The following is a 25,109-nucleotide window of genomic DNA, read 5'->3' as shown; positions in this document are numbered from 1 at the left end:
GCTACGCTTACCGGGCCTACGTGCTCGATTGGTTCCCTCTCCCTATGGGAGAGGGGTCGGGTGAGGGGAAATCCAAAACCCCTCACAGCACTCCAGCCACGCCTGGGCGCTGTGCGACAAATAGACCCCTTCACGCCAGATCATCCCCAGCTGCCAGTGCAGGTCGCTCTCCAGCGGGATCCAGCGCAGCGTGTTTTTATCCAGACGCTCGCATATCGGCTGCGGCAGAATGGCAATCCCCACGCCTGCCTGCACCATCGCTGCCAGGAAATCCCACTGGCCGCTGCGCACCGCAATGCGCGGCTTCACGTTATGTTGATTAAACAGCGTCATCAGCTGGCGGCTGAGGGCGAAGTCTTCGTTGTAGATCAGCAGAGGGTGCTCGCCGAGCAGTTCAGGCTTCACCGCGTCTCTCTTCAGCCAGTCGCCGGAGCGGGGAACCAGCACGCACAGCGGGTGACTAAAGAGCGGAAGCGTTGCCAGACCGCTCTCTTCCTCAACGGGGAGGGCGGTCATGGCGACGTCGAGCTCGCCGTTGGTAACGGCCTGCTGGACGGTTAAGCCACCAAACTCCGAAATCTTCAGCTCAACGCCGGGATAGCGCTGGCGAAACAGGCTAATCGGCCCGGCCATCATCATTCCCACCATCGGTGGAATGCCGAGGCGAAGCACCCCTTTGGTCAGATGGTTGATATCGTCCAGCTCCGCTTCCAGCTGGCGAAACTCCGCCAGAATCGCCAGCCCGCGTTCGAACACCACGCGTCCGGTGTCGGTCAGCAACAGCTTGCGACCGTCGCGGAGCAGGAGGGTACAGTTCAGTTCATCTTCGAGGTTTTTCAGCATTTTGCTGATGGTGGGCTGGGTAACAAACAACTTCTCCGCTGCGCGGGTAAAACTTTGCTGGCGAACCACTTCGACAAAATAGCGCAGCGTTCTTATGTCCATGATTATTCCTCGAAACTATACCTTTGATGATTTTAATTCATTTCAGTCCACGCCGTGCGCTCTCTATACTGGCGCCTCGTCTCATTTTTGAGGAAAACTCCCATGGCCGTGGCGTTAAGCCGTGTTACGCCTGCCGTTGTCCAACGACTCCAGGTACCGGTTCAGGTACTGCTCTACGCGGGACTGTTTGTTTTCGCTGAATATCTTGTCGGCTGGCTCCACCTGCCGCTGCCTGCCAACCTGGTGGGGATGCTGCTGATGCTGACGCTCATTCTCTGCCGCGTTATTCCCCTTAACTGGGTACGCGCCGGGGCGCGCTGGCTGCTGGCAGAGATGCTGCTGTTCTTTGTCCCTGCCGTGGTGGCGGTGGTGAACTATGCGCAGCTGCTGATGGTGGATGGCTGGCGGATCTTCGCGGTCATCGCGCTGAGTACGCTGATGGTGCTGGGGGCAACCGCCTGGGTGGTGGATAAAGTCTATCGGTTTGAAATCAGCAGGCACAAACATGACTAACTTTCAGGTAAGCGTCCTGTGCCTGATCGCGACGCTGGGGATCTACTTCGCCAACAAGCGGCTGTATCGCCGCTTTCATGCCCTGCCGCTGATGCCGCTGGTCTTCACGCCGCTCCTGCTGGTGCTGATGCTGGTCTTCGGGCATATCTCCTGGCAGAACTATATTGGGGAATCCCACTGGCTGCTGTGGCTGCTCGGCCCGGCAACCATCGCTTTTGCCGTCCCCGTTTACGACAACCTGAATATTATTAAACGCCACTGGATGTCGCTCAGCGCGGGTGTTGTCACCGCGACGGTGGTGGCCGTCTGTAGCTCGGTCTGGCTGGCGCGGCTGTTTACGCTGCCCGATGAAATTCAGCGCAGCCTGGCTGTGCGTTCGGTGACCACGCCGTTTGCGCTGGCCGCCGCGAAACCGCTTGGCGGACAGCCGGATCTGGTGGCGCTGTTTGTGGTGGTGACGGGCGTCTTTGGGATGGCGGTCGGCGATATGCTCTTTCTGCGGCTTTCAATTCGGGAAGGGATGGCGAAAGGCGCGGGGTTTGGTGCGGCATCGCACGGCGCGGGCACGGCACGGTCGTATGAGCTGGGTCAGCAGGAGGGCGTTGTCGCGAGCCTGGTGATGATGCTCTCAGGCGTGGTGATGGTGCTGATTGCACCGCTGGTGGCGTGGGTGATGTTTTAAGCTCCCCGGCCAGAATGACCGGGGAGAAAGGCTTAGTGCGCGCGGCCCTGCTCAACGCCGAGACCGGTTTGTGAACGAATAAACTGGGCGCGGAATTTCTCGCGCTCCAGGTTACCCTCCGGCGAGTTGTCGGTCGCCGAGAAGAACCAGATACCGATGAACGCCACGGCGATAGAGAACAGCGCCGGGTATTCGTACGGGAAGATGGCGCTGGCGTGACCGAGGATCTGCACCCAGATGGTCGGACCCAGAATCATCAGGATCACCGCCGTCAGCAGCCCCAGCCAGCCGCCAATCATCGCCCCACGGGTGGTCAGTTTTGACCAGTACATGGAGAGCAGGATGATTGGGAAGTTACAGCTTGCGGCAATCGAGAAGGCCAGCCCCACCATAAACGCGATGTTCTGCTTCTCGAACAAAATACCCAGCAGAATGGCGACCACGCCCAGCACCAGCACGGTGATTTTCGAGACTTTCAGCTCATCACGCTCGCTTGCTCCTTTACGGATCACGTTGGCGTAGAGGTCGTGCGACACCGCAGACGCACCCGCCAGCGTCAGCCCTGCAACCACCGCGAGAATGGTGGCGAAGGCCACGGCAGAGATAAAGCCGAGGAAGAGGTTACCGCCCACCGCGTCAGCCAGGTGCACCGCCGCCATGTTATTACCGCCAATCAGCGCCCCCGCGGCATCTTTAAACGCCGGATTCGCGCCCACCAGCATGATGGCGCCAAAGCCGATAATAAAGGTCAGGATGTAGAAGTAACCCATGAACCCGGTGGCGTAGAAGACGCTCTTACGCGCTTCACGCGCGTCGCTCACGGTGAAGAAGCGCATCAGAATGTGCGGTAAACCTGCGGTACCGAACATCAGTCCCAGGCCGAGCGAAAGGGCCGATATCGGGTCTTTCACCAGCCCGCCCGGGCTCATGATGGCTTCCCCTTTCGGATGGACCGCCATCGCCTCGGTAAACAGGTTATTGAAGCTGAACCCGACGTGCTTCATCACCATAAAGGCCATAAAGCTGGCGCCGAACAGCAGCAATACCGCTTTGATGATCTGCACCCAGGTGGTCGCCAGCATGCCGCCGAACAGGACGTACATCACCATCAGCACGCCAACCAGCACTACCGCGATGTGGTAGTTCAGGCCAAACAGCAGTTCGATCAATTTACCCGCGCCGACCATCTGCGCAATCAGGTACAACGCCACCACCACCAGCGAACCGCAGGCGGAGAGGGTGCGAATCGGCCCCTGCTTCAGACGGTACGAGGCCACGTCTGCGAAGGTATAGCGCCCCAGGTTGCGCAAGCGCTCAGCGATCAGGAACAGAATGATCGGCCAGCCGACGAGGAAGCCGAGGGAGTAGATCAGACCGTCATAGCCGGAGGTGTACACCAGCGCAGAAATCCCGAGGAACGAGGCCGCGGACATAAAGTCACCCGCAATCGCCAGCCCGTTCTGGAAACCGGTAATGTTGCCGCCTGCGGTGTAGTAATCGTTACGGGAGCGCACGCGTTTCGACGCCCAGTAGGTGATGTACAGCGTCAGCAGGACGAAAATCAGGAACATCACAATCGCCTGCCAGTTGGTTGGCTGGCGCTGTACTTCGCCGGTAATGGCATCCGCCGCGCTGGCGGCAAACGGAAGTGTGGCGGCTAGCGCCGTCAGGACTCGCTTCATGACGCTTTTACCTCTTGCAGTACCGCTTTATTAAGACGATCGAATTCACCGTTCGCGCGCCAGACGTAAACGCCGGTCAGCACAAATGAAATGACAATCACGCCAATGCCGATGGGAATACCGCGCGTCACGCTGGTACCCGCGTGCAGCGGGGTGCCCAGCCAGTGTGGGGCAAAGGCGATCAGCATAATAAAGCCGACGTAGATAATCAGCATGATGATGGATAGTAAGAAGGCAAACCGTTGCCGTTTATCGACGAGCTCCCTGTAGTGCGCACTATTCTCTATCTGCTGACAAATATCGTTATTCATCACAGAAATCTCCAGAGGTAAGGTTGGTTTGTTTTATCCCCTCTCCCTTATGGGGAGAGGGTTAGGGTGAGGGGAGGAAGGTGCGGTCTGATGCCCTCACCCCGGCCCTCTCCCACGGGGAGAGGGAGAAAAAATCATGAAGGCATTGCGATGGCCTGCTTCTCTTCGAGCAGTTTGTCCACCACGCCAGGATCCGCGAGCGTTGAGGTATCACCGAGATTGCTGGTGTCTCCGGCCGCGATTTTGCGCAAGATACGACGCATGATTTTGCCGGAGCGGGTCTTCGGCAGCGAATCAGTCCAGTGCAGCACGTCCGGCGTGGCAAGCGGGCCAATCTCTTTACGCACCCAGTTGCGCACTTCGGTGTACAGCTCCGGCGACGGTTCTTCTCCGTGGTTCAGGGTGACGTACGCGTAAATCGCCTGGCCTTTGATGTTGTGCGGAATGCCCACCACGGCGGCCTCGGCAATCTTCGGATGCGACACGAGGGCTGATTCAATCTCAGCCGTGCCCAGACGGTGGCCGGAGACGTTCAGCACGTCGTCCACGCGCCCGGTTATCCAGTAATAGCCATCTTCGTCACGACGCGCGCCGTCGCCGCTGAAGTACATGTTTTTAAAGGTCGAGAAGTAGGTCTGTTCGAAGCGATCGTGGTCGCCGAACAGGGTACGCGCCTGGCCCGGCCAGGAGTCTGTGATCACCAGGTTGCCTTCGGTGGCCCCTTCCAGCGGGTTACCTTCGTTATCCACCAGCGCAGGCTGCACGCCGAAGAACGGACGGGTTGCCGAGCCTGCTTTCAGCTGCGTGGCGCCCGGCATCGGGGTGATCATAAAGCCGCCGGTTTCGGTCTGCCACCAGGTGTCCATCACCGGGCATTTCTCGTTACCGATTTTTTTCCAGTACCACTCCCAGGCTTCCGGGTTGATCGGCTCGCCGACGGAACCGAGGATGCGCAACGAAGAGCGGTCAGTGCCTTCGATAGCTTTATCGCCTTCCGCCATTAATGCGCGGATCGCCGTTGGGGCGGTGTAGAGAATATTGACCTGATGTTTGTCGACCACCTGACACATCCGCGCCGGGGTCGGCCAGTTTGGAACGCCCTCAAACATCAGCGTCGTTGCGCCACAGGCCAGCGGGCCGTACAGCAGGTAGCTGTGCCCGGTCACCCAGCCCACGTCGGCGGTACACCAGTAGATGTCGCCCGGATGGTAGTCAAAGACGTATTTGAAGGTGGTTGCCGCATAGACCAGATAACCGCCGGTGGTGTGCAGCACGCCTTTCGGCTTGCCGGTCGAACCGGAGGTATAAAGAATGAACAGCGGATCTTCCGCGTTCATCTCTTCCGGCTGGTGCTGGTCGCTCGCGTTCTCGATCAGGTCGCTCCACCACAGATCGCGCCCCTCGTTCCAGTCGATTTTGCCGCCGGTACGCTTAAGGACGATAACGTTGCTGACCGTGTTGACGTTCGGGTTTTTCAGCGCTTCGTCGACGTTTTTCTTCAGTGGGATACCGCGTCCTGCACGCACGCCTTCATCGGCGGTGATCACCAGTTTTGAACTTGAATCAACAATACGCCCTGCAACCGCTTCGGGTGAGAAACCGCCAAAGATAACGGAGTGGATCGCGCCAATACGCGCGCAGGCCAGCATGGCCACCGCCGCTTCCGGCACCATCGGCATATAGATAGCGACTACATCGCCTTTTTTAATGCCTCTTTCCAGCAGGACATTGGCGAAGCGGCACACGTCGCGGTGCAGTTCTTTATACGTAATATGTTTGCTCTGCGAGGCATCATCGCCTTCCCAGATGATGGCCGTCTCATTCCCGCGCTCTGCAAGGTGACGGTCAAGGCAGTTCGCCGCCAGGTTCAGCGTGCCGTCTTCATACCATTTAATGGAGACGTTACCGGGCGCAAAGGAGGTGTTCTTCACCTTCTGATAAGGTTTGATCCAGTCAAGGATATGGCCCTGCTCACCCCAGAAGGTATCCGGAGCGTTGATAGACTGGTGATATTTCTCGTGGTACTGCTCCGGGTTGATCAGGCAACGGTCCGCAATATTTGCGGGAATGTCATGTTTGTGTATTTGGCTCATGGCTTTTTTTCTCCTTGTAAGATGTTAATAATATGTCACTAAAACGTTAATTGTAGGGGCTTTACAAGCTTTGTTTATTATTTGGGCTACAGATCACGCATTGTTTGAATAGGTTGAAAAATGAGCGAATGAAACTTTGAAGGAAAATAATTTATGCTGACGATTATTCACATTTATGTTTAAAAAAGCTTTTTTATAACAAAAGGTTATTTATCAGAATTAGGACAAACTCCCGTCATCCCCGCTTTTTCGAGTGAAATGCGTCGTTCTTTAAGGCTTGCGCAACAGGCCGCGCAAATGATACTCATACGCCGCGTTAAAAAATCCCATAAACCAACGCAACACAATTCATACCCTTTCAGTATGTCCCCATATTCATGCATTTTTGATGAATAAGGCGCTTCATTGAGGAAGTCAGTTTCTATGAAAAACGTTAAAGTGAGCCTTGCCTGGCAGATCTTAATCGCCCTTGTGCTGGGCATCCTGCTGGGCAGTTACCTCCACTATCACAGCGACAGCCGCGAATGGCTGATTGCGAATCTGCTCTCACCGGCAGGGGATATCTTTATTCATCTGATCAAGATGATCGTGGTGCCGATTGTGATCTCGACGCTGGTGGTCGGTATTGCGGGCGTCGGCGATGCGAAGCAGTTAGGACGTATTGGTGCGAAAACCATTATCTATTTCGAAGTGATCACTACGGTTGCCATCATCCTCGGTATCACGCTGGCGAACGTGTTCCAGCCGGGTTCCGGGATTGATATGTCGCAGCTGGCAACGGTGGATATTTCGAAATACCAAAGTACGACCGCTGACGTGCAGAGCCATGCGCACGGCCTGATGGGCACGATCCTGTCGCTGGTACCGACCAACATTGTGGCCTCGATGGCGAAGGGCGAGATGTTGCCTATCATCTTCTTCTCGGTGCTGTTCGGTCTGGGACTCTCTTCGCTGCCTGCGACGCACCGCGAACCGCTGGTGACCGTGTTCCGCTCTATCTCCGAAACCATGTTTAAAGTGACCCACATGGTGATGCGTTACGCACCGGTCGGGGTGTTCGCGCTTATTGCCGTCACCGTGGCCAACTTCGGTTTTGCCTCCCTGTGGCCGCTGGCGAAGCTGGTGATCCTGGTACACTTCGCCATCCTGTTCTTTGCGCTGGTGGTGCTGGGTATTGTGGCGCGCCTGTGCGGGCTGAGTATCTGGATCCTGATCCGTATCCTCAAGGACGAGCTGATTCTGGCCTACTCCACGGCAAGCTCCGAGAGCGTGCTGCCGCGCATTATTGAGAAGATGGAGGCTTATGGCGCGCCTGCTTCTATTACCAGCTTCGTGGTGCCCACCGGCTACTCCTTTAACCTGGATGGTTCGACGCTGTACCAGAGTATCGCCGCTATCTTTATTGCACAGCTGTACGGCATTGACCTGTCGCTGTGGCAGGAGATCGTGCTGGTACTGACGCTGATGGTGACGTCCAAAGGTATCGCAGGCGTGCCGGGCGTCTCGTTCGTGGTGCTGCTGGCGACGCTGGGCAGCGTCGGTATTCCGCTGGAAGGCTTGGCGTTTATCGCCGGCGTGGATCGTATCCTCGACATGGCGCGTACGGCGCTGAACGTGGTGGGTAATGCCCTGGCGGTGCTGGTTATCGCCAAGTGGGAACACAAATTCGATCGCAAAAAAGCGCTGGCGTATGAACGCGAGGTGCTGGGTCGTTTTGATAAGACGGCCGACCAGTAATGTAATAAAGCCCGGTGGCGCTGCGCTTACCGGGCCTACGGGTCTTGTAGGTCGGGTAAGGCGAAGCCGCCACCCGACATGTTACTCGCCGCTCAACGCATCAAACTCTTCACATCCCGTATCAAACCCTTCGGTACAGCTCAGGTTCAACCAGTACAGCGCTTTCTGTTTATTGGGCGTGATAAACCCTTTCTCACCCTGCTGGAACAGCATACCTGCCCAGTATTCCGCGTAGCCGGTGCGTGAAAGAGACGAACTGCGCTTAAACCACGATGCCGCCAGGGCGTCGTCCTGGGCCACTTCTACACCGTTGGCATAAATCAGGCCCAGCAGCATTTGCGCATCGACCGCAGAGTCGTTATCGATATCTTCGGTAGCCGTCTGCAGCAGCTTGATGGCCTGGGGATAGTCAGTTTTACCCGCCTGCGTGTTCACCAAAATCCGCGCCAGCATAATGGTGCCGCGTTTGCTGCCCGCGATGGTCGCCTGCTGCGCCAGCGCTTTAGCCTGAGGATAGTCGCCCTGCGTAAAGAGAATTTGTGAGAGCAGCCCCATGGCATCGACATCACCACCTTTTGCCGCTTTTTCAGCCCACAGGGCCGCCTGCTTGCTGTCGCCAGAGCTGAAGTACGTATCGGCAAGATAATACTGGGCACGAGCATCGCCGGCTTCTGCCTGTTTCTGGTACTGGCTGCCTATCTCATCCGCGCGAGCGAACGAGGTTAAAAATAACAACAACAGAAAAATGGGTTTCATGGATTCTTATCATCTGGGTACACGCCGCGCAGTATAATCGCGGTAGCAAAAGAAAAAAATGGGTGCATTAAGACCTCAGCATCCTACAAGCCGGGCGGAACTGTCGTTCCGCCCGCAGAGGTTAGCCTGCTTTACAGGCTAATTTTGCCGCCACCTCCTGATGTTCACTCTTTATTGAAAACTCGCAGAGCCTGCCGCGAGTAATAAAGGTAAAGATCACTATCGTCAGGCAAATAATAAAGACGATGCCTAACGCAGTTTTTAATGGCGTCATGCCTTTTACTCCTTGTGTAAAAAAGAATAAGAGGCTACTCTCAACCTGTTGGTAGTTGAGGGGTAGCCTCGGGTGAATGCAAATTTCCCGGGGCTTTCCACTTTCTGTCCCTCAACAATGCTCAAGACAGAAAGTCTTAAGCACCCGCCGCACATCTTATCTCTCTGAATCAAAATGCAAAGATGTAATTCTTTTTCGTGAAAATTACATTATTTCTGCGAGCCGCTTTCCAGAATAATAATTGATATATTTAATGAATTAAGCGGAAATAAAAAGGGAGTGAATATTTCACTCCCTTTATTCAATGATGAATTAACGGCTTCAACCCATTGCGCTTTCGCGCAGTCGGGCTTTCAGCTTGTTATATTCGTCGATCACGTACTGTTCCGCCGCCTGCTGATCCGCAATCGGCTCCACGCGTACGGCGCAGTATTTATACTCCGGCGTTTTAGTTATCGGGCTTAAGTTCTCCGTCACCAGTTCGTTGCAGGCGCCAATCCACCACTGGTAGGTCATGTAGACCGCCCCTTTGTTGGGTCGGTCGCTGACCTGGGCGCGGGTGATGATCCGCCCTTTGCGCGAGTTCACCCACACCAGCGCTTCGTCCTCAATACCAAGGCGTTCCGCGTCGGCGGTGTTGATTTGCGCATAGCCGGGCTCATCCGCCAGCGCCGCCAGCGCGGCACAGTTGCCGGTCATCGAGCGGCAGGAGTAGTGGCCCACCTCGCGTACGGTGGAGAGCACCATCGGATACTCATCGGTGAGTTTATCGATGGGGGCGACCCAGTCGCAGGTGAAGAACTGCGCCAGCCCATTCGGGGTGTCGAATTTCTCTTTAAAGAGATACGACGTTCCCTGGTCGGTCTCTGACTCATCCCGACATGGCCACTGGATGTACCCCAGCTCACCCATTTTTTCATAGGTCGCGCCGGTGAAGTCCGGACACAGGTGACGCAACTCGTCCCAGATTTCCTGGGTGTTGTTGTAGTGCATCGGGTAACCCATACGGGTGGCGATTTCACTAATGATCTGCCAGTCCGTTTTCAGATCCCACTTCGGTTCAACCGCCTTAAAGAAGCGCTGGAAGCCGCGGTCTGCCGCCGTGTAGACACCTTCATGCTCGCCCCAGGAGGTCGACGGTAAAATCACATCCGCCGCCGCCGCGGTTTTGGTCATAAAGATATCCTGGACAATCACCAGCTCCAGATCCTCAAACCCTTTGCGCACCGCAGACAGCTCGGCGTCGGTCTGAAGCGGGTCTTCACCCATGATGTAGGCCGCACGCACTTCGCCGTGCGCCGCGCGGTGCGGCAGCTCGCTGATGCGGTACCCGGTATGCTCCGGCAGGCTATCTACGCCCCAGGCCTTCGCGAATTTCTCGCGATTTTCCGGGAACTTGACGTACTGATAGCCCGGATAGGTATCCGGCAGCGCGCCCATATCGCAGGCACCCTGAACGTTATTCTGACCGCGTACCGGGTTCACACCAACGTGCGCCTTGCCCAGATTGCCGGTCAGCATCGCGAGACTCGTCAGAGAGCGCACCGTTTCCACGCCCTGATAGAACTGGGTCACGCCCATGCCCCACAGGATGGCGGCGGTTTTCGCGGCCGCATACATCCGCGCCGCCTGACGGATCTCCTGCGCGCTAACGCCGGTTATCGCTTCGACGGACTCTGGCGTATAGCCTTCGACAATTTTCCGATACTCTTCAAAGCCTTCCGTACGGGTGGCGACGAACGCCTGGTCGTACAGGTTCTCCTCAATAATGACGTGCCCCATTGCGTTCAACAGCGCGATGTTCGAGCCGTTTTTCAATGCAATATGCATGTCCGCAATGCGCGCGGTTTCGATTTTTCGCGGATCGCAGACGATGATTTTCGCCCCGTTCTGCTTAGCGCGAATAACGTGGTTCGCGACGATAGGGTGAGAATCCGCCGGGTTATAGCCGAAAATAAACACCAGATCGGTGTTGTCTATTTCGTTGATGGCATTACTCATTGCGCCGTTACCGACCGACTGGTGCAGACCTGCAACCGATGGGCCGTGTCAGACGCGAGCGCAGCAGTCGACGTTATTGGTACCAATAACGGCGCGCGCGAATTTTTGCATCACATAGTTAGTTTCATTCCCCGTCCCGCGTGAAGAGCCGGTGGTCTGAATCGCATCCGGGCCATACTTGGCCTTGATGGCGCTAAGGCGCGTGGCGACGTAATCGAGCGCCTCGTTCCAGCTGACGGCTTCAAGCTTGCCGCCGCGCTCGCGGCGGATCATTGGGGTTTTCAGGCGCGGGGTGAGGATTTGGGTATCGTTAATAAAATCCCAGCCGTAGTAACCTTTCAGGCATAGCGTACCCTGGTTGGTTTTCCCCTGTGCGGCCTCCGCCCGGACGATTTTGCCGTTATCGACCACCAGGTGGATCTTGCAACCTGAGGCACAATAAGGGCAAACCGTGACGACTTTTTTCATCAGTCTGCTCCAGTTAATCGAATCGTTCGCACCCACTATGCAGCTTCTATGCCATGTTTTTAGTGTGGGTATGCGTAGACTTTACGGCCCATTTGCGGTGAAAACGCTGACCAAAAGCAGCGAATCGTCAAAATTGACGTGTCGACAGGGCAGCGGATGTGACATGGGTTGAATTTCCGTCACTGAAAAACCTATTTGACTGGAGCCGACGGCAGAATGGTTCAGACTTAACATAATCCCCTGACGGAAGCATATGATGAAACCGGCGATTCTGGTGGTAGATGACGATACGGCAGTCTGCGAACTGCTTCAGGACGTGCTGAGCGAGCACGTCTTTAGCGTGCTTGTCTGCCATAACGGCCAGGATGCGCTGCGCCGGGTACAGCAGGAGCCAGATATCGCGCTTGTCCTGCTGGATATGATGCTGCCGGATATCAACGGCCTGCAGGTTCTGCTGCAGCTGCAAAAGCAGCGCCCGGCGCTACCGGTTGTGATGTTAACCGGGCTGGGCAGTGAGTCAGACGTGGTGGTAGGGCTGGAGATGGGGGCCGACGATTATATTGGCAAACCGTTCAACCCGCGCGTGGTGGTCGCCCGCGTGAAAGCGGTACTGCGCCGGACGGGCGTGCTTGCCGCAGAAGTCCCGGCAGCGCCCGTGGCGGGCATTGCTTTTAACGGATGGACGCTCGATACCACCCGCTGCGAGCTGAGCGATCCGCAGCGGAATACCGTGCCCTTAACCCAGGGCGAGTACGGCTTGCTGCTGGCGCTCACGCAAAATGCCCGCCGGGTGCTGAGCCGCGATCGGCTACTTGAGCTGACCCACAGCGAAAGCGCCGAGGTGTTCGATCGCACTATCGACGTGTTGATCATGCGCCTGCGCCGGAAGATCGAGGCTAACCCGCACCAGCCAGCCCTCATCAAAACCATTCGTGGGCTGGGTTACGTGTTTGCCACCGATGTATCCCATAGCGAGAAAGCGGCCTAAGTATTCTCTTTGATAAACAGCTGCAGCTCGGCCAGCGTTTTCGCGCCGTCGATCGCATTGGCGGCCAGCAGGCTAGCCCGCGCGCAGGCGTGTGCCAGATAAATACTCTCCGCAAGCGGCAGCGATTCATGGCAGCCATATAAAAAACCTGCACAGAAAGCATCACCCGCGCCGACGCTGCCGATAATCTCTTCCTGTTCCAGCATCCATGACGGGATCCAGCGACCTTCTTCACCGCGTGCTTCTCCCCATGCCCCTTCAGGACAGTGGATCACCACCCGCTGGCGAACGCCGGCGGCCAGCAGCTGCGCCGCGGCTTCTGCGATATGGGCGATGTGCGGGGCGTCGTTTTCGTCACGCATTGTCAGGCCGCTAAACTCGCCGGCTTCCAGCTCGTTAATCACCAGATAGTCGAGATGGCGCAGGGCAGGGAGCACCAGCGGCTGGTAGCGCGGGTCGCCCTTGCGGGACACCAGGTCGAGCGAGGTTTCATACCCCTGGTCGCGCATCTGCGCCAGCAGCCGCGCGCTGCGGGTGCCGAACTCGTCATCGGGCATATCCAGGCTGTCGAGCAGTAGCAGGTAGCCGAGATGGAAGATCTTCATCGATTCGTCTAAGCGATCGAAGGCGGGAAGATCCAGCAGGCGGTTGGCGCCCGGCGAGTGGAAGAAGGTGCGCTGTCCGCTGGGATCGGTCATGACCTGCGACATGGAAGTCGGGGCAAAGGTGGTGCGCTGCACGCGCTGGCGGTTGACGTGGTACTGGTCGAGCATCGCCAGGATGTAATCTCCGTCGCCATCTTCGCCAATCAGCCCCACCGCCTGCAGCGGCAGGCCAACGTGCATTTTTGCCAGCGTCAGCAGGACGTTGAGCGGCGCGCCGCCGGTGGAGCGTTCGCTGTGGGTGATTTCCGCCAGCCAGCCGCGCTCCGGCCACTGCACGATCTGATGCACGTGATCCACCAGCATATTGCCTGCGGCGATGATGCCCTTACGATTCATTATGCCTGCCCCGCGCTGCCGAAGATGCGCATCTGTTCGGCGACCGTGTCGGTAATCGCCTCTTCTATCCCCAGCAGCAGCTCGGCAAACTCGTCATAGAGCGGCTGGCGGTTTGCCATGCGCTGCTCGACGGCGGCAAGCGCGGCCTGCGACATCCCGGTATAAAAATTGATTTTATGAATGCCCAGCTCGATGGCGCGGCGAAAATCGGCATCGCTAATGCCGGAGCCGCCGTGTAAAACCAGCGGTAGCCCCGTCTGCTGGCGAATGGCGTCCAGGCGCGGGAAATCGAGTTTCGGCTCGCCCCTGTATTTACCGTGCGCGTTGCCGATGGCTACCGCCAGCGCGTCAATGCCGGTTGAATCGACAAATTCGCGTGCCCGCTGCGGGTCGGTGAAGAAGGCTTCATCCGCATGCCCGTAAAGCGCACCGCCTTCATCGCCACCGACTGCGCCAAGCTCGGCTTCTACCGACACGCCAACGGCGTGGCACATCTTCACCACTTCCCGCGTCTGGCGAATGTTCTCCTCGTAACTCAGGGTTGAGCCATCGAACATCACGGAGCTGAACCCTAAGCGCAGGGCGCGTACGACGGCTTCAAAATGCAGCCCGTGGTCGAGGTTAAGCACCACGGGAATGTCGTGACGAGCGGCTTCGAACTTAACCGCCTCGACAAGAGAATCCAGAGACACGTACTTAAAATGCACTTCGGCGATGTTGATGATAAACGGCGAGCGTTCCTGCTTTGCGGCGGCGAATAGCGCGCGCAGGAAATGGGAGTCGAGCACGTTAAACGCGCCCAGCGCATAGCGATGCGTCCTGGCGTGCTCAAGACCGTCGGCAAGCGAAATCAGCGGCATTATTCACCCCTTATATCCGAAACAGGTTGTACTCGTTGCACAGCACCAGCAGCGCCGGCTCGTCTTCTTCGATGTTGTTATAGCGGGCGACGGGCTGCAAAAAGTGGTTGTCGTGTTCATCATCATTGACCGACGACACTTCCCCGACCAGCACGTCGCCGAAGCCGCGTTCGCCCCAGAAGCTGTGGTAAAGACCTGGGGGGAGGCAGATGCTTTCCCCGGGTAGCAGGCGCAGCTGGCTGCCGGGCGCGTGGGTTTGACGGCAGCCGTCGACGGTGACCGTCACATCCGTGTTTTCGGTTTCTTCATGCGCACCGGCATTCCACAATTCAACAATCAGATTCCCGCCGCCCCGGTTGATGATGTCCTCCCGTTTACGCCAGTGAAAATGCATCGGCGTGACCTGGCCGTCCCGCACGTGCATGATTTTTTCGGCATAGCACTTTTCATACGGCATGCCGTTCGGCGAGCCGTTGCGCAGGGTAAACAGCGTCAGACCCTCGGCGGCAAAGCTGTTGCCGCCGAACGCCGTCACGTCCCAGCCGAGCTTGAGGTCGAACACTTCCTGCCATGCGGCCTGGTCAAGCTGCTGCCATTTCGTTGGCGGAAAGCTGGCAAACGGCGGGAGATGGACGTCGTGCATGGAAAAAAACTGCCGCGTGTGGCCGAGGATTTCGTTGATGTCGGAGCGTTTCATGGGGGACTCCTTGAGTTTTATGCCACCCCCTCACCCCGGCCCTCTCCCTCAAGGGAGAGGGGGAATAAGTTCCCTCTCCCCGTGGGAGAGGGTTAGGGTGAGGGCATCAGGCCGCAACGAGGTTACTTAACCGTCCACCCCTTATACGTGCCGACGTTCTTTTTATCGATCATCGTCACCGGGATCAGCACAGGCGCTTTCGGTGCCGGTTTGCCCTGTAATATGTCATAGCCGATCTCCACCGCTTTTGCTGCCATGACCTGCGGATCTTGCGCCGGGGTTGCCACAAACAGGGAGTTTTCGCGCTTCAGGGCTTCTTCACCGTCCGGAGATCCATCCACGCCGACGATAAAGAACTCGTTGCGCTGCGCCTGTTTCGCCGCCAGATCGGCACCGATCGCGGTCGGATCGTTAATGGCGAATACGCCGTCGATCTTCGGATTCGCCGCCAGCAGGGAGGTCATCACTTCCAGGCCGCCCTCGCGGCTGCCCTTGGCGTTTTGGTTATCCGAGAGCACCTTGATATCCGGGTGTTTTTTGAATTCCGTCTGGCAACCTTCGACGCGGTTCTGCACCGCAGAGACCGGCGGTCCGTTGATGATCACCACATTGCCTTTGCCTTTCAGGCGGTCGGTAATGTACTTACAGGCCATTTCGCCCGCCTGGGTGTTATCGGAGGTGATGGTGGCATCAGCCCCTTCTGCCGCCACGTCAACCGCAACGACTACGATCCCGGCGTCCTTCGCGCGCTTCACCGCCGGGCCGATCCCTTTGGAATCCGCGGCGTTGAGGATGATCATGTCTACTTTTGCGGCAATAAAGTTGTCGATCTGCGCCACCTGCTGGCCCAGATCGTACCCGCTGGAGACCAGCGTCACTTTGACGTTATCGCCCGCCAGCTTGCGCGCTTCCAGCTCGGCGCCTTTGGTGATCTGCACGAAGAATGGGTTAGCCAGGTCACCCACCGTCACGCCGATGGATTTCAGATCTTTCGCCTGCGCAAACGGCGTTGCGGCAAGCAGCGCGCCAGCACAGAGCGCGGTCACTAAGGGTTTCAAACGCATATGGTTTTCCTCGAAGCTGTAGGGTGTTGTTGTTATGCACTTTGATGGTGTCGGGTACGGTATTTGTCGATCAGCACCGCAATGATGATCACCGCCCCTTTGATCACCAGTTGCCAGAAGTAGGAGACGCCCAACAGCGTCATGCCGTTGTTGAGGGTAGCGATGATCAGGGCACCGACCAGCGTGCCGGTGATCGTGCCGATCCCGCCAACGAAGCTGGTCCCGCCGAGGATCACCGCCGCAATCGCGTCAAGCTCATAGCCCATGCCGAGATTGCCGTTGGCGCTGTAGAGGCGTGAGGCGCTCATAACGCCGCCGAGGCCCGAGAGCAGGCCGCTCATGCCGTAGACAAACAGCAGCACCAGCCAGACCTTGATGCCGGTTAAGCGCGCCGCCTGCATGTTGCCGCCCACCGCGTAAATGTGAACGCCAAGCGTGGTGCGGCGCAGGATGAACCAGCAGATAGCAATGACCGCCAGGGCGATCACCACCAGCCAAGGAATCGGGCCGAGGTAGTTATTGCCGATCCACTCAAAGTTGATGTTGGAGTTAATGACCGTCGTGCCGTCGGCCAGCAGATACGCCGCGCCGCGCAGCGCCGTATAGGTGCCGAGCGTCACGATAAACGGCGGCAGCCCGGCAAACGCCACCAGCGCGCCGTTGAACAGGCCCAGCACCATGCCGAGCATCAGCGCGGCGGGAATGGAGAGCATGGCGAATTCCGGGATCAGCGACACCACCATCGCCGCCACCGCCGTGGTGCCCAGAATCGAGCCTACGGAGAGGTCAATCCCGCCGGTTAAGATAATGAAGGTCATTCCCGCCGCCAGCACGATGTTGATCGACGCCTGACGGGTAATGTTGAGCAGGTTGCTCTCGGTGAAGAAATTGGGCGCGATAAAGCCAAATACCGCCACAATCAGGATCAGAATCGGCAGAATGCCGACCGTTTGCATCAGATCGCTCATCAGCATTTTTTTTGCGGAGGCGGATTTCGCCACCTGCTGCGGATGGGTAGGAGTTGTCATGATTGCACCGCCTGATGATGAGTGTCGTTCACGCCGGTTGCCAGCGTCATAATGTTTTCCTGAGAGATGTCGCGCCCGTGCAGTTCACCCGCGATGCTGCCTTCCCGCATCACGTACACCCGGTCGCTCATGCCCACCACTTCCGGCAGCTCGCTGGAGATCATCAAAATCGCCACCCCTTTGCGCGCCATCTGGTTCATGATGCGGTAGATCTCGCTTTTCGCGCCGACGTCCACGCCGCGCGTCGGTTCGTCCAGAATCAGAATGCGCGGGCCGATGGCCACCCAGCGGGAGATAAGCAGCTTTTGCTGGTTGCCGCCTGAAAGCCCGCCCGCGCGCACCTGAGAATGCGGCACGCGGATGTTGAGCAGGGCAATCGCGTCATCGGAAATGGACTGGGCCTTTTTGCGGTTTAGCATGCCGAAGGTGGCGTCGCGCTCCAGCGTCGCCATGGTGATGTTTTCCTGCGCCGCCAGCTCCAGGAACAGCCCCTGCTCCTTACGGTTCTCGGTAAGAAAACCGATGCCGTTATCAATGGCGGCGCGCGGCGAGTGAATCACCACCGGCTCGCCGTCCACCTCAATCATGCCGCCCGTGGCTTTGCGCACGCCAAAGATCAGCTGTGCCAGCTCGGAACGTCCGGCACCAACCAGGCCCGCCAGCCCGACGATTTCGCCGGAACGTACCTGCAGGCTGCAGGGCTGAACTTTTTTACCGTCGGTGAGGTGGTGCACGTTAAGACGCGGGCTGCCGAGGGGGATATCACGCTCTTTGTTGAACAGGTCGCTCAGGGGGCGGCCCACCATCATGCGCACCAGCTCGGAGGCGTTCAGCTTGTCGCGCGTCAGGCTGCCGACGTACTGCCCGTCGCGCAGAACGCTGACGCGGTCAGAGAGTTCATACACTTCCGCCATGCGGTGGCTGATGTAGATAATCGCCATCCCTTCGTCGCGCAGGCGCAAAATCAGTTCGAACAGGCGGTGCGTTTCCCGCGAGGAGAGGGCGGCGGTGGGTTCATCCATCACCAGAATGCGGCTGTTGCGGTGCAGCGCGCGGGCAATTTCCACCTGCTGCTGCTCGGCGATGGTCAGCTTCAACACCAGATCGGTGGCGCTGAACTGGGCACCGAGACGGTCAATCACCGCCTGCGCCTGGGCGGCCATCTCTTTACGCTGGACCATCCCGCCGCGCGACAGCTCGCTGCCAAGAAAGATATTCTCGGCAACGGTCAGATTGGGCGCGAGCTGCATCTCCTGATAAATCAGGGTAATGCCTGCGGCCAGCGCATCTTTCGGCCCTTTAATGTGAAACGGCTGACCGTCGATCAGGATCTCGCCGCTGGTGGCGGTATAGGCCCCCGCGAGGATTTTCATCAGCGTGCTTTTTCCCGCGCCGTTTTCTCCCATCAGCGCGTGGATCTCACCGGGGAAAACCGTCAAATCCACACCCTTGAGCGCGTGGAAATTACCAAACGTCTTGGCAATGCTGCGCATCTCTAATACGGGGGTTCTGCTCATGGCGGATCTCCTGTGAATGTCGATATCTGCACTTCATCACAGGTACGTAAATGCAAAATGTCAGAAGCTGTTCATATTTGTCATAGTTATGAATAGCTAATCGCCGTCACATTTCTCTTTTCCCTCTCCCTGTGGGAGAGGGTCAGGGTGAGGGCACCAAACCGCAGAGGAGCCCAAACCCATGCCATCACGCCCTCCGTTCTTCGCCAGCGCCCGAGGCCGCCTGCTGATTTTCAATCTGCTGGTGGTCGCCGTTACGCTGATGGTAAGCGGCGTGGCGGTGCTCGGCTTTCGTCATGCCAGCCAAATCCAGGAGCAGGTGCAGCAGCAGACGCTGGATGACATGACCGGCAGCATGAACCTGGCCCGCGATACCGCCAGCGTGGCGACGGCGGCGGTGCGGCTCTCGCAGGTCGTCGGGGCGCTGGAGTACAAAGGCGAAGCCGAGAGGCTGAAGCAGACGCAAATGGCGCTGCGCCACTCGCTGGAGCAGCTTGCCGATGCGCCGCTGGCGCAGCAGGAGCCGGCGCTGGTGGCGCGGATTATTCAGCGTAGTCATGAGCTGCAGCAGAGCGTGACGGAGATGCTTGAGCGCGGACAGCGACGCCATCTGGAGCGTAACGCGCTGCTAAGCTCGCTGTACCAAAGCCAGAGCTACCTGCGGCATCTGCAGGATATTAACCGCCGCTATGGCAGCAATGTTCCGGACGCGCGGCAGCTGATGGAGATGGACCGGCTGATCGCTGCCGCCATCGACACCCCTTCGCCGCGCGCGACCGTTCAGCAGCTGGACGCGGTGACCGCAGCGCTGCCCCGGAGTGCCGTACAGCCGGTTGTTAAGGGGGTTCTGCCTGATTTTAATGCCGAGTTAGGCAAGCTCGCCCCGCTGTCGAGGCAGCTGGAAGAGAGCGATCTGGCGATAAGCTGGTATATGTTCCACATCAAGGCGCTGGTGGCGATCCTCAACGGCGATATCAATCAGTACGTTGAGCAGGTGGCGCAGGCCTCCCGGCTTCGCACGGCCCAGAGCCATCACGAACTGCAATCCATCAGCGTGTTTATCACCATCTTCGCCGCGCTGGCGCTGATCATCACCGGGTGCGCCTGCTGGTATATCTACCGCAATCTGGCCTCCAACCTGACGGCGATTTCCCGGGCGATGTCGCGCCTTGCTCACGGTGAACAGGATGTCTCCGTCCCCGCCCTGCAGCGGCGCGATGAGCTGGGCGAGCTGGCGCGCGCGTTTAACGTGTTTGCCCGCAATACCGCCTCGCTTGAGCACACCACGCGCCTGCTGAAAGAGAAAACCACGCAGATGGAGATCGACCGCATCGAGCGGCAGGGGCTGGAAGAGGCGCTCCTGCACAGCCAGAAAATGAAGGCCGTCGGACAGCTGACGGGCGGGCTGGCGCATGATTTTAATAACCTGCTGGCGGTGATCATCGGCAGCCTTGAGCTTACCGATCCTGAATCAAAAGACGCGCCGCGAATCACCCGGGCGCTGAAGGCCGCTGAGCGTGGCGCCTTACTGACGCAGCGCCTGCTGGCGTTTTCCCGTAAGCAATCCCTGACGCCGCATGCGGTAGACATGCTTCCGCTGCTGGAGAACCTCCGGGAGCTGATGCGCCACTCTTTGCCTGCCACCCTGACCCTGGAGATTGAAGCGCAATCCCCGGCGTGGCCCGCCTGGATAGACGTCAGCCAGCTGGAAAATGCCATCATCAACCTGGTGATGAACGCCCGCGATGCAATGGAAGGACAAAGCGGGGTGATAAAAATCCGCACCTGGAACCAGCGCGTCACCCGCAGCGATGGACGCCGACAGGATATGGTGGCGCTGGAAGTCATTGACCGCGGCAGCGGGATGTCTCAGGAGGTGAAATCCCGCGTCTTTGAACCGTTCTTTACCACCAAACAGACCGGGAGCGGAAGCGGGCTGGGCCTGTCGATGGTCTACGGTTTTGTGCGTCAGTCCGGCGGCCGCGTGGAGATCGAAAGCGCGCCGGGGCAGGGGACGACCGTGCGGCTTCACCTCCCGCGCTCGACGCTGCCCGCCGCTGCAGTTGATGAAACGCAGTCTGCTGCCGCCTCCATCGATAACGAGCGGCTGGTACTGGTGCTGGAAGATGAAGCCGATGTTCGTCAGACCCTGTGCGAGCAGCTGCACCAGCTTGGCTACCTGACGCTGGAAGCAGAGAACGGCGAGCAGGCGCTGAGCATGCTGGCGGCGTCGCCGGATATTGGCATGTTTATCAGCGACCTGATGTTGCCCGGAAGCCTGAGCGGGGCCGAGGTGATTAACCATGTGCGCAGCCATTATCCGCAGCTTCCGGTGCTGCTGATCAGCGGTCAGGATTTACGCCCCACGCACAACCCGCAGCTGCCGGACGTTCAGTTACTGCGTAAGCCGTTTACGCGGGTACAGCTGGCGCAGGCGCTGCGGAAGGTGATGGTAATTTGAGATTCCTCCGCTACCCCGGTTCCCCGCCGTTCATTATCGTAAGGCCAGTTCACCTGCGAGTCTGGCCTTATGAAACGTTACTCAACTGCTCTGTTATTTGGTCTGCTATCACTCACCAGCCAGCTGGCTCATGCCGATATTGTTGATGATGCTATTGGCAACATTCAGCAGGCGATCAACGATGCCTATAACCCCAGCAGCAGCCGCAGCAGCGATGACGATGACGATCGTTATGACCGCAGCCGTCAAATCGACAGCCGACAGTACGACGATCGTCGTCGGCAGCTCGAAGACAGACGCCGCCGTCTGGACGAGCGTCAGCGCCAGTTAGATGACGATCGCCGTCGGTTAGAAGAGGATGAGCGCAGGTTAGAAGACGATTACGATCGCGGTTAAGTACGGCCTGTTGCCCTCACCCCAACCCTCTCCCACGGGAGAGGGAGAAAACCTAATCCAGCACCAGCACCCTCCCGTCATACCCCGCCTCAATCCCCTCCGGCAGCGGGTTATCCATCATCCACGCGTCAAACTGATGGCTGATGTGGGTCAGGATCACCTGCGGGCAGCCAATCACCTCGTTTAGCGCAATCACGGTATTTAAGTCGCAATGGTTTCGCGGCGTCTCGTCGCGCGGTTCATGACTGCAGTCGATGATGATGGTCTGCGGCTGGTTGTTGAGCAGAAACTTCACCGTCTTTTCCGGCAGCCCGGCGGTGTCGGAAAGCCAGGCCACCCGGCTGTGGGCCGATTCCAGCAAATACCCGAAGGTCAGTTTCGAATGGTTGAGCGGCAGCGGCGTGACCCGCAGGCCCTGAAGTTCAAACATCACAAACGGTTCGACCGTGTGGCTGAAATCGAGAATCCCCGGGTGTTTGAACAGGTCGTCACAGCCCGCGTCATCCGGTGGACCATAGACCGGAATGGTCGCGCCCACGCCCCAGCGCAGGGGAAACAGCCCCTGAACGTGATCCATATGGTAATGGGTGAGCAAAAACTGCTGGAAGCTGCCGGCGGGCCAGTCGTCCATCAGGTGCAGGATGCCGGCATCCAGCAGGGTGACGGCATCGTTGAATTTAACCACCGCGCTGCACGGGCGACGGCGATAGTTATCCTGCAGGCGCGCCCGGCGACACGCCGCGCAGTCGCAGCCAAAGACCGGCACCAGCTGGGCGCCCCCGGTTCCTGTCAGCGTGATGGTCAGACTCATAACGCACCTCTACAGCGGTTTGGTGAATCGGAAATGGCTCTGCGTATATCCTTCACGAACGTAAAAACGGTGCGCGTCGGTGCGCTTCACGCTGGTGGAAAGTTCGGTCATCTCTGCGCCAGCCTCTCGTGCCACCCCTTCCGCCCAGGCCAGCAGCTGGCTTCCTATCTTTAACCCGCGCGCCTGCGGCATCACCACCAGCTCCTGGATCTCACCGATCCAGCGCGCGTGATGGAGATGAAACTGCAAGTGCAGGCCGATCATACCGATGGCCTGCCCGTTCATCTCTGCAAGCTGGTAGCGCATGTTGCGATCCTGCAGGTTGGCAAGATACCCCGCGTGAAACGCCTGGCGATCGAACTCGGCCTGCTTTAACTCGCAGATTAACGCGTAAACGGTTTGCGCATCGTCCGCGGTGGCGGGGCGAAGCGTGCAGTCAGGCATGCTGGTTCTCCTTCTGACGGATAAGCGATAAAAAGGTATCGACTGACTGTAGCAAACTTCCGTCGTTATTGAGGATGTGACAGTCTGAAGGGGTATAGCGGGCCGCACGCTCGAGCCGCTGGTCTATCTCTCGGGCTGACTCACGCCCCCGGCTCAGCAGGCGGCTGCGCAGAACGTCCGGTGAAACCTGCAGGCAGACCGGCAGCAGGGCCGCCTCGTAGCGGGCGCGCGCCTGAGGAAGATGCGCGCGCGAGCCGTTGACCAGCACGTCGAAGCCCGCATGCAGCCACAGGTCGATCTCAATGCCGATCCCGTAGTAGTAGCCGTTGGCGTGCCAGCTCAGCGCCAGCAGGTTTTGCCCGGCGCGGGTGAAAAACTCCTGCTCGCTCAGGGCGATATGGTTTTCACTTCCGGCGTTGGCCGAGCGGGTAATATAGCGGTGCGCCACCAGAAGCTGCGGGTGTTCCCGCTGTCGTAAGGCGGACAGCAGGCTGTCCTTACCGGAGCCGGACGGCCCCATTAACCAGATGAGTCTTCCCATCAGAACACCCTTTTTCCCTGACGCCAGACGTGGTCGATATGAACGTGTTCGCCCTTGCGGTGGGCGAGCACCAGATCCGCGCGTTTACCTTCGGCGATTTCCCCGCGATCGTGAAGATTGAGCGCGGTGGCCGGGTTTTTTGTCACCAGGCGAATCGCCTGCGGCAGCGTAAAGCTGTTGCCTTCGTCGTCCGCCACCCGGAACGCCGCATCCAGCAGGCTGGCGGGGTAGTAGTCGGACGAGAGAATATCCAGCAGGCCAAGCGAGGCGAGCGTGCTTGCCGCCACGTTGCCGGAGTGTGAGCCGCCGCGCACGATATTTGGCGCGCCCATCAGGACGTTCATGCCGTGTTTACGGGAAGCTTCAGCCGCTTCAAATGTGGTGGGAAATTCGGCGATCGCGCTGCCAAGCTGGTGGGATTCGAGCACATGAGCGTGCGTGGCGTCGTCATGGCTGGCCAGCGCGATGTTGCGCTCCCGGCACATCGCGGCAATCGCGAGACGGTTCGGCTGTGACCACCGCGCCGCAAGCTGAAGCTGCTCCTCTTCATAGCGCGCCATCTCCGCGTCGCTGAGAGAATATTTGCCCTGATAGTATTCGCGATACTTCTCAATATTGGCGAACTGACGCTGCCCAGGTGAGTGGTCCATCAGGGAGACCAGCGAGACCGGCTCGCGGCCGACCAGTTTTTCAAACAGCGGGAGGGTCGTGTAGTGCGGCAGTTCGCAGCGCAGGTGCAGACGGTGCTCGGCGCGGTTGAGGCCGCGTTTTTGCGTCTCTTCCACGGCGTTGATCATCTTCTCCAGGTTTTCCAGCCGATCGCCGCCGTCGCGCACGTCGCCAATCGCCACCGCGTCCAGCACGGTGGTAATGCCGCTGGCGACCATCAGCGCGTCGTGGCTGCTCATGGCTGAATGCGCGGGCCAGTCCACCTTCGGGCGGGGCGTGAAAAATTTATCGAGATTGTCGGTATGCAGCTCAATCAGCCCCGGCAGCAGCCAGCCGCCTTCACCGTCCATCGCTTCCGTGGCACGGCTCTGGGTTTCGGCAAACGCGCGGATGACGCCGTCCTGGATTTCAACCGAACCGTCGACGACTTCGTTTTCCAGCACCAGCTTGACGTTGTTGATAATCATGCGTTTGTCCCCATCGGGTGCAATCTGTCTGCGACGCGGGTGCGAACGCTTTCGTCGTGGAAGATCCCGACGATCGCCGCGCCGCGCGCTTTGGCCTGCTCGATCAGCTCTACCACGGCGGCGCTGTTTTTATCGTCGAGCGAGGCGGTGGGTTCATCCAGAAGCAATATCGGGTAGTCGACGATAAAGCCGCGGGCGATGTTGACGCGCTGCTGCTCGCCGCCGGAAAAGGTCGACGGGGCAAGGTGCCACAGGCGCCCGGGCACGTTGAGATGCGTCAGCAGGCTGGCGGCTTTGGTGGCGCAGGCTTCACGCGGTACGCCGAGATCCAGCAGCGGCTGCATGACCACGTCCAGGGCGGAGATCCGCGGGATCACCCGCAGAAACTGGCTCACCCAGCCGATCGTCGAGCGGCGCACGTCCAGCACCTTACGCGCGGGAGCCTGAACCAGGTCGACCCACTCATCGTTGTGGCGAATATGGATATGGCCTTCGTCGGGCAGGTAGTTGGCATACAGGGAGCGCAGCAGGGTGGATTTCCCGCTACCGGAGTGGCCGTGCAGCACCACGCATTCGCCGCTGTTGACCTCCAGAGAGGCATTTTGCAGCACCGGCAGGCGCACGCCGTTTTGCTGGTGGAGCACGAAGGTTTTACTTACGTTTTGTACGTGGATCATGTTGGCCTCGCGATTCGTTTTGCCGG

24 protein-coding genes are annotated in these 25,109 nt (G+C 58.6%); 6 read left to right on the top strand and 18 right to left on the bottom strand.

The features are described from left to right. Positions 1–42: 42 nt before the first annotated feature. Positions 43–945, bottom strand: a complete 903-nt coding sequence (locus tag ABR39_RS02140) for a LysR family transcriptional regulator (RefSeq protein ID WP_047345582.1) — start codon at positions 943–945, stop codon at positions 43–45. A 102-nt stretch (positions 946–1,047) separates the two neighbouring features. On the opposite strand from ABR39_RS02140, the gene ABR39_RS02135 reads away from it, so the two are divergent. Together ABR39_RS02135 and ABR39_RS02130 are read left to right on the top strand one after the other, a co-directional pair. Further along, positions 1,048–1,458, top strand: coding sequence for a CidA/LrgA family protein (locus tag ABR39_RS02135; RefSeq protein ID WP_021242769.1), 411 nt, complete (start codon positions 1,048–1,050; stop codon positions 1,456–1,458). Continuing rightward, the gene (locus ABR39_RS02130) at positions 1,451–2,140 is read left to right on the top strand and encodes an LrgB family protein (protein ID WP_047345581.1); all 690 of its coding nucleotides are present in this window, start codon (positions 1,451–1,453) and stop codon (positions 2,138–2,140) included. Before ABR39_RS02135 ends, ABR39_RS02130 begins: the two co-directional genes overlap by 8 nt. Before the next feature lie 32 nt (positions 2,141–2,172). Here ABR39_RS02130 and actP read toward each other — a convergent pair whose 3' ends face one another. From actP to acs, 3 genes are all read right to left on the bottom strand, one after another. Continuing rightward, positions 2,173–3,822, bottom strand: coding sequence for a cation/acetate symporter ActP (actP, locus tag ABR39_RS02125; RefSeq protein ID WP_047345580.1), 1,650 nt, complete (start codon positions 3,820–3,822; stop codon positions 2,173–2,175). Next, positions 3,819–4,133 carry a DUF485 domain-containing protein gene (locus ABR39_RS02120; protein WP_047345579.1) on the bottom strand — a complete coding sequence of 105 codons (315 nt, stop codon included), beginning with the start codon at positions 4,131–4,133 and terminating at the stop codon, positions 3,819–3,821. The genes actP and ABR39_RS02120 overlap by 4 nt, the downstream gene beginning before the upstream one ends. A 134-nt stretch (positions 4,134–4,267) precedes the next feature. Continuing rightward, positions 4,268–6,226 carry an acetate--CoA ligase gene (gene acs, locus ABR39_RS02115; protein WP_047345578.1) on the bottom strand — a complete coding sequence of 653 codons (1,959 nt, stop codon included), beginning with the start codon at positions 6,224–6,226 and terminating at the stop codon, positions 4,268–4,270. 423 nt (positions 6,227–6,649) lie between these two features. On the opposite strand from acs, the gene gltP reads away from it, so the two are divergent. After that, on the top strand, positions 6,650–7,963 hold the full coding sequence (gene gltP, locus ABR39_RS02110) for a glutamate/aspartate:proton symporter GltP (RefSeq protein ID WP_024906735.1): 1,314 nt from the start codon (positions 6,650–6,652) through the stop codon (positions 7,961–7,963). Between the two features lie 81 nt (positions 7,964–8,044). Here the strand turns inward: gltP and ABR39_RS02105 are convergent, their stop codons facing one another. The 3 genes from ABR39_RS02105 to fdhF all read right to left on the bottom strand — a co-directional run bounded on the left by ABR39_RS02105 (position 8,045) and on the right by fdhF (position 11,462). Then, positions 8,045–8,719 carry a tetratricopeptide repeat protein gene (locus tag ABR39_RS02105; RefSeq protein ID WP_047345577.1) on the bottom strand — a complete coding sequence of 225 codons (675 nt, stop codon included), beginning with the start codon at positions 8,717–8,719 and terminating at the stop codon, positions 8,045–8,047. Between the two features lie 121 nt (positions 8,720–8,840). Then, the gene (locus tag ABR39_RS02100) at positions 8,841–8,993 is read right to left on the bottom strand and encodes a Hok/Gef family protein (protein ID WP_047345576.1); all 153 of its coding nucleotides are present in this window, start codon (positions 8,991–8,993) and stop codon (positions 8,841–8,843) included. Between the two features lie 321 nt (positions 8,994–9,314). After that, positions 9,315–11,462 carry a formate dehydrogenase subunit alpha gene (gene fdhF / locus ABR39_RS02095; protein WP_082132614.1) on the bottom strand — a complete coding sequence of 716 codons (2,148 nt, stop codon included), beginning with the start codon at positions 11,460–11,462 and terminating at the stop codon, positions 9,315–9,317. A 256-nt stretch (positions 11,463–11,718) separates the two neighbouring features. Between fdhF and ABR39_RS02085 the strand changes: the two genes are divergently transcribed. Next, positions 11,719–12,450, top strand: a complete 732-nt coding sequence (locus tag ABR39_RS02085; protein ID WP_047345574.1) for a response regulator — start codon at positions 11,719–11,721, stop codon at positions 12,448–12,450. Here the strand turns inward: ABR39_RS02085 and ABR39_RS02080 are convergent. The 6 genes from ABR39_RS02080 to ABR39_RS02055 all read right to left on the bottom strand — a co-directional run bounded on the left by ABR39_RS02080 (position 12,447) and on the right by ABR39_RS02055 (position 18,617). Beyond that, positions 12,447–13,451, bottom strand: a complete 1,005-nt coding sequence (locus ABR39_RS02080; RefSeq protein WP_047345573.1) for a carbohydrate kinase family protein — start codon at positions 13,449–13,451, stop codon at positions 12,447–12,449. The two genes, ABR39_RS02085 and ABR39_RS02080, sit on opposite strands and share 4 nt — an antisense overlap. Continuing rightward, positions 13,451–14,311, bottom strand: a complete 861-nt coding sequence (locus ABR39_RS02075; protein ID WP_047345572.1) for a ketose 1,6-bisphosphate aldolase — start codon at positions 14,309–14,311, stop codon at positions 13,451–13,453. Before ABR39_RS02075 ends, ABR39_RS02080 begins: the two co-directional genes overlap by 1 nt. 10 nt (positions 14,312–14,321) lie before the next feature. After that, positions 14,322–15,008 (bottom strand): D-lyxose/D-mannose family sugar isomerase, encoded by a 687-nt coding sequence (locus ABR39_RS02070; protein WP_047345571.1) that lies wholly within the window; start codon positions 15,006–15,008, stop codon positions 14,322–14,324. A 122-nt stretch (positions 15,009–15,130) separates the two neighbouring features. Then, entirely contained in the window at positions 15,131–16,072 is a 942-nt protein-coding gene (locus tag ABR39_RS02065; protein ID WP_021242935.1) for an ABC transporter substrate-binding protein, read from the bottom strand. A gap of 32 nt (positions 16,073–16,104) precedes the next feature. After that, positions 16,105–17,100, bottom strand: a complete 996-nt coding sequence (locus ABR39_RS02060; protein ID WP_047345570.1) for an ABC transporter permease subunit — start codon at positions 17,098–17,100, stop codon at positions 16,105–16,107. Next, complete coding sequence (locus tag ABR39_RS02055; RefSeq protein WP_047345569.1) at positions 17,097–18,617, bottom strand: sugar ABC transporter ATP-binding protein; 1,521 nt, start codon at positions 18,615–18,617, stop codon at positions 17,097–17,099. Before ABR39_RS02055 ends, ABR39_RS02060 begins: the two co-directional genes overlap by 4 nt. A 181-nt stretch (positions 18,618–18,798) precedes the next feature. Between ABR39_RS02055 and ABR39_RS02050 the strand changes: the two genes are divergently transcribed. Both ABR39_RS02050 and yjdP read left to right on the top strand, forming a co-directional pair. Continuing rightward, on the top strand, positions 18,799–21,078 hold the full coding sequence (locus ABR39_RS02050; RefSeq protein ID WP_047345568.1) for a hybrid sensor histidine kinase/response regulator: 2,280 nt from the start codon (positions 18,799–18,801) through the stop codon (positions 21,076–21,078). 69 nt (positions 21,079–21,147) lie between these two features. Next, positions 21,148–21,474 carry a DDRRRQL repeat protein YjdP gene (gene yjdP, locus ABR39_RS02045; RefSeq protein ID WP_047345567.1) on the top strand — a complete coding sequence of 109 codons (327 nt, stop codon included), beginning with the start codon at positions 21,148–21,150 and terminating at the stop codon, positions 21,472–21,474. Positions 21,475–21,526: 52 nt separating this feature from the next. Here yjdP and phnP read toward each other — a convergent pair whose 3' ends face one another. From phnP to phnL, 5 genes are read right to left on the bottom strand one after another with little or no spacing between them, the layout of a single operon-like run. Next, the gene (gene phnP / locus ABR39_RS02040; RefSeq protein WP_047345566.1) at positions 21,527–22,285 is read right to left on the bottom strand and encodes a phosphonate metabolism protein PhnP; all 759 of its coding nucleotides are present in this window, start codon (positions 22,283–22,285) and stop codon (positions 21,527–21,529) included. Between the two features lie 9 nt (positions 22,286–22,294). Beyond that, positions 22,295–22,729 (bottom strand): aminoalkylphosphonate N-acetyltransferase, encoded by a 435-nt coding sequence (phnO, locus tag ABR39_RS02035; protein WP_047345565.1) that lies wholly within the window; start codon positions 22,727–22,729, stop codon positions 22,295–22,297. Then, positions 22,722–23,273 (bottom strand): ribose 1,5-bisphosphokinase, encoded by a 552-nt coding sequence (gene phnN / locus ABR39_RS02030; RefSeq protein WP_123156762.1) that lies wholly within the window; start codon positions 23,271–23,273, stop codon positions 22,722–22,724. The genes phnO and phnN overlap by 8 nt, the downstream gene beginning before the upstream one ends. After that, on the bottom strand, positions 23,270–24,406 hold the full coding sequence (phnM, locus tag ABR39_RS02025) for an alpha-D-ribose 1-methylphosphonate 5-triphosphate diphosphatase (RefSeq protein ID WP_047345563.1): 1,137 nt from the start codon (positions 24,404–24,406) through the stop codon (positions 23,270–23,272). Before phnM ends, phnN begins: the two co-directional genes overlap by 4 nt. Beyond that, a complete protein-coding gene (gene phnL, locus ABR39_RS02020; protein WP_047345562.1) occupies positions 24,403–25,083 on the bottom strand; it encodes a phosphonate C-P lyase system protein PhnL in 681 nt (226 codons plus the stop codon). Before phnL ends, phnM begins: the two co-directional genes overlap by 4 nt. Positions 25,084–25,109: the final 26 nt, after the last annotated feature.

The sequence above is a fragment of the Enterobacter genomosp. O genome, from assembly GCF_001022965.1.
GTDB lineage: Bacteria > Pseudomonadota > Gammaproteobacteria > Enterobacterales > Enterobacteriaceae > Enterobacter > Enterobacter cloacae_L.
The sequence above is the reverse complement of the archived record's forward strand: the minus strand, read 5'-3'. Positions and strand labels throughout refer to the sequence as shown.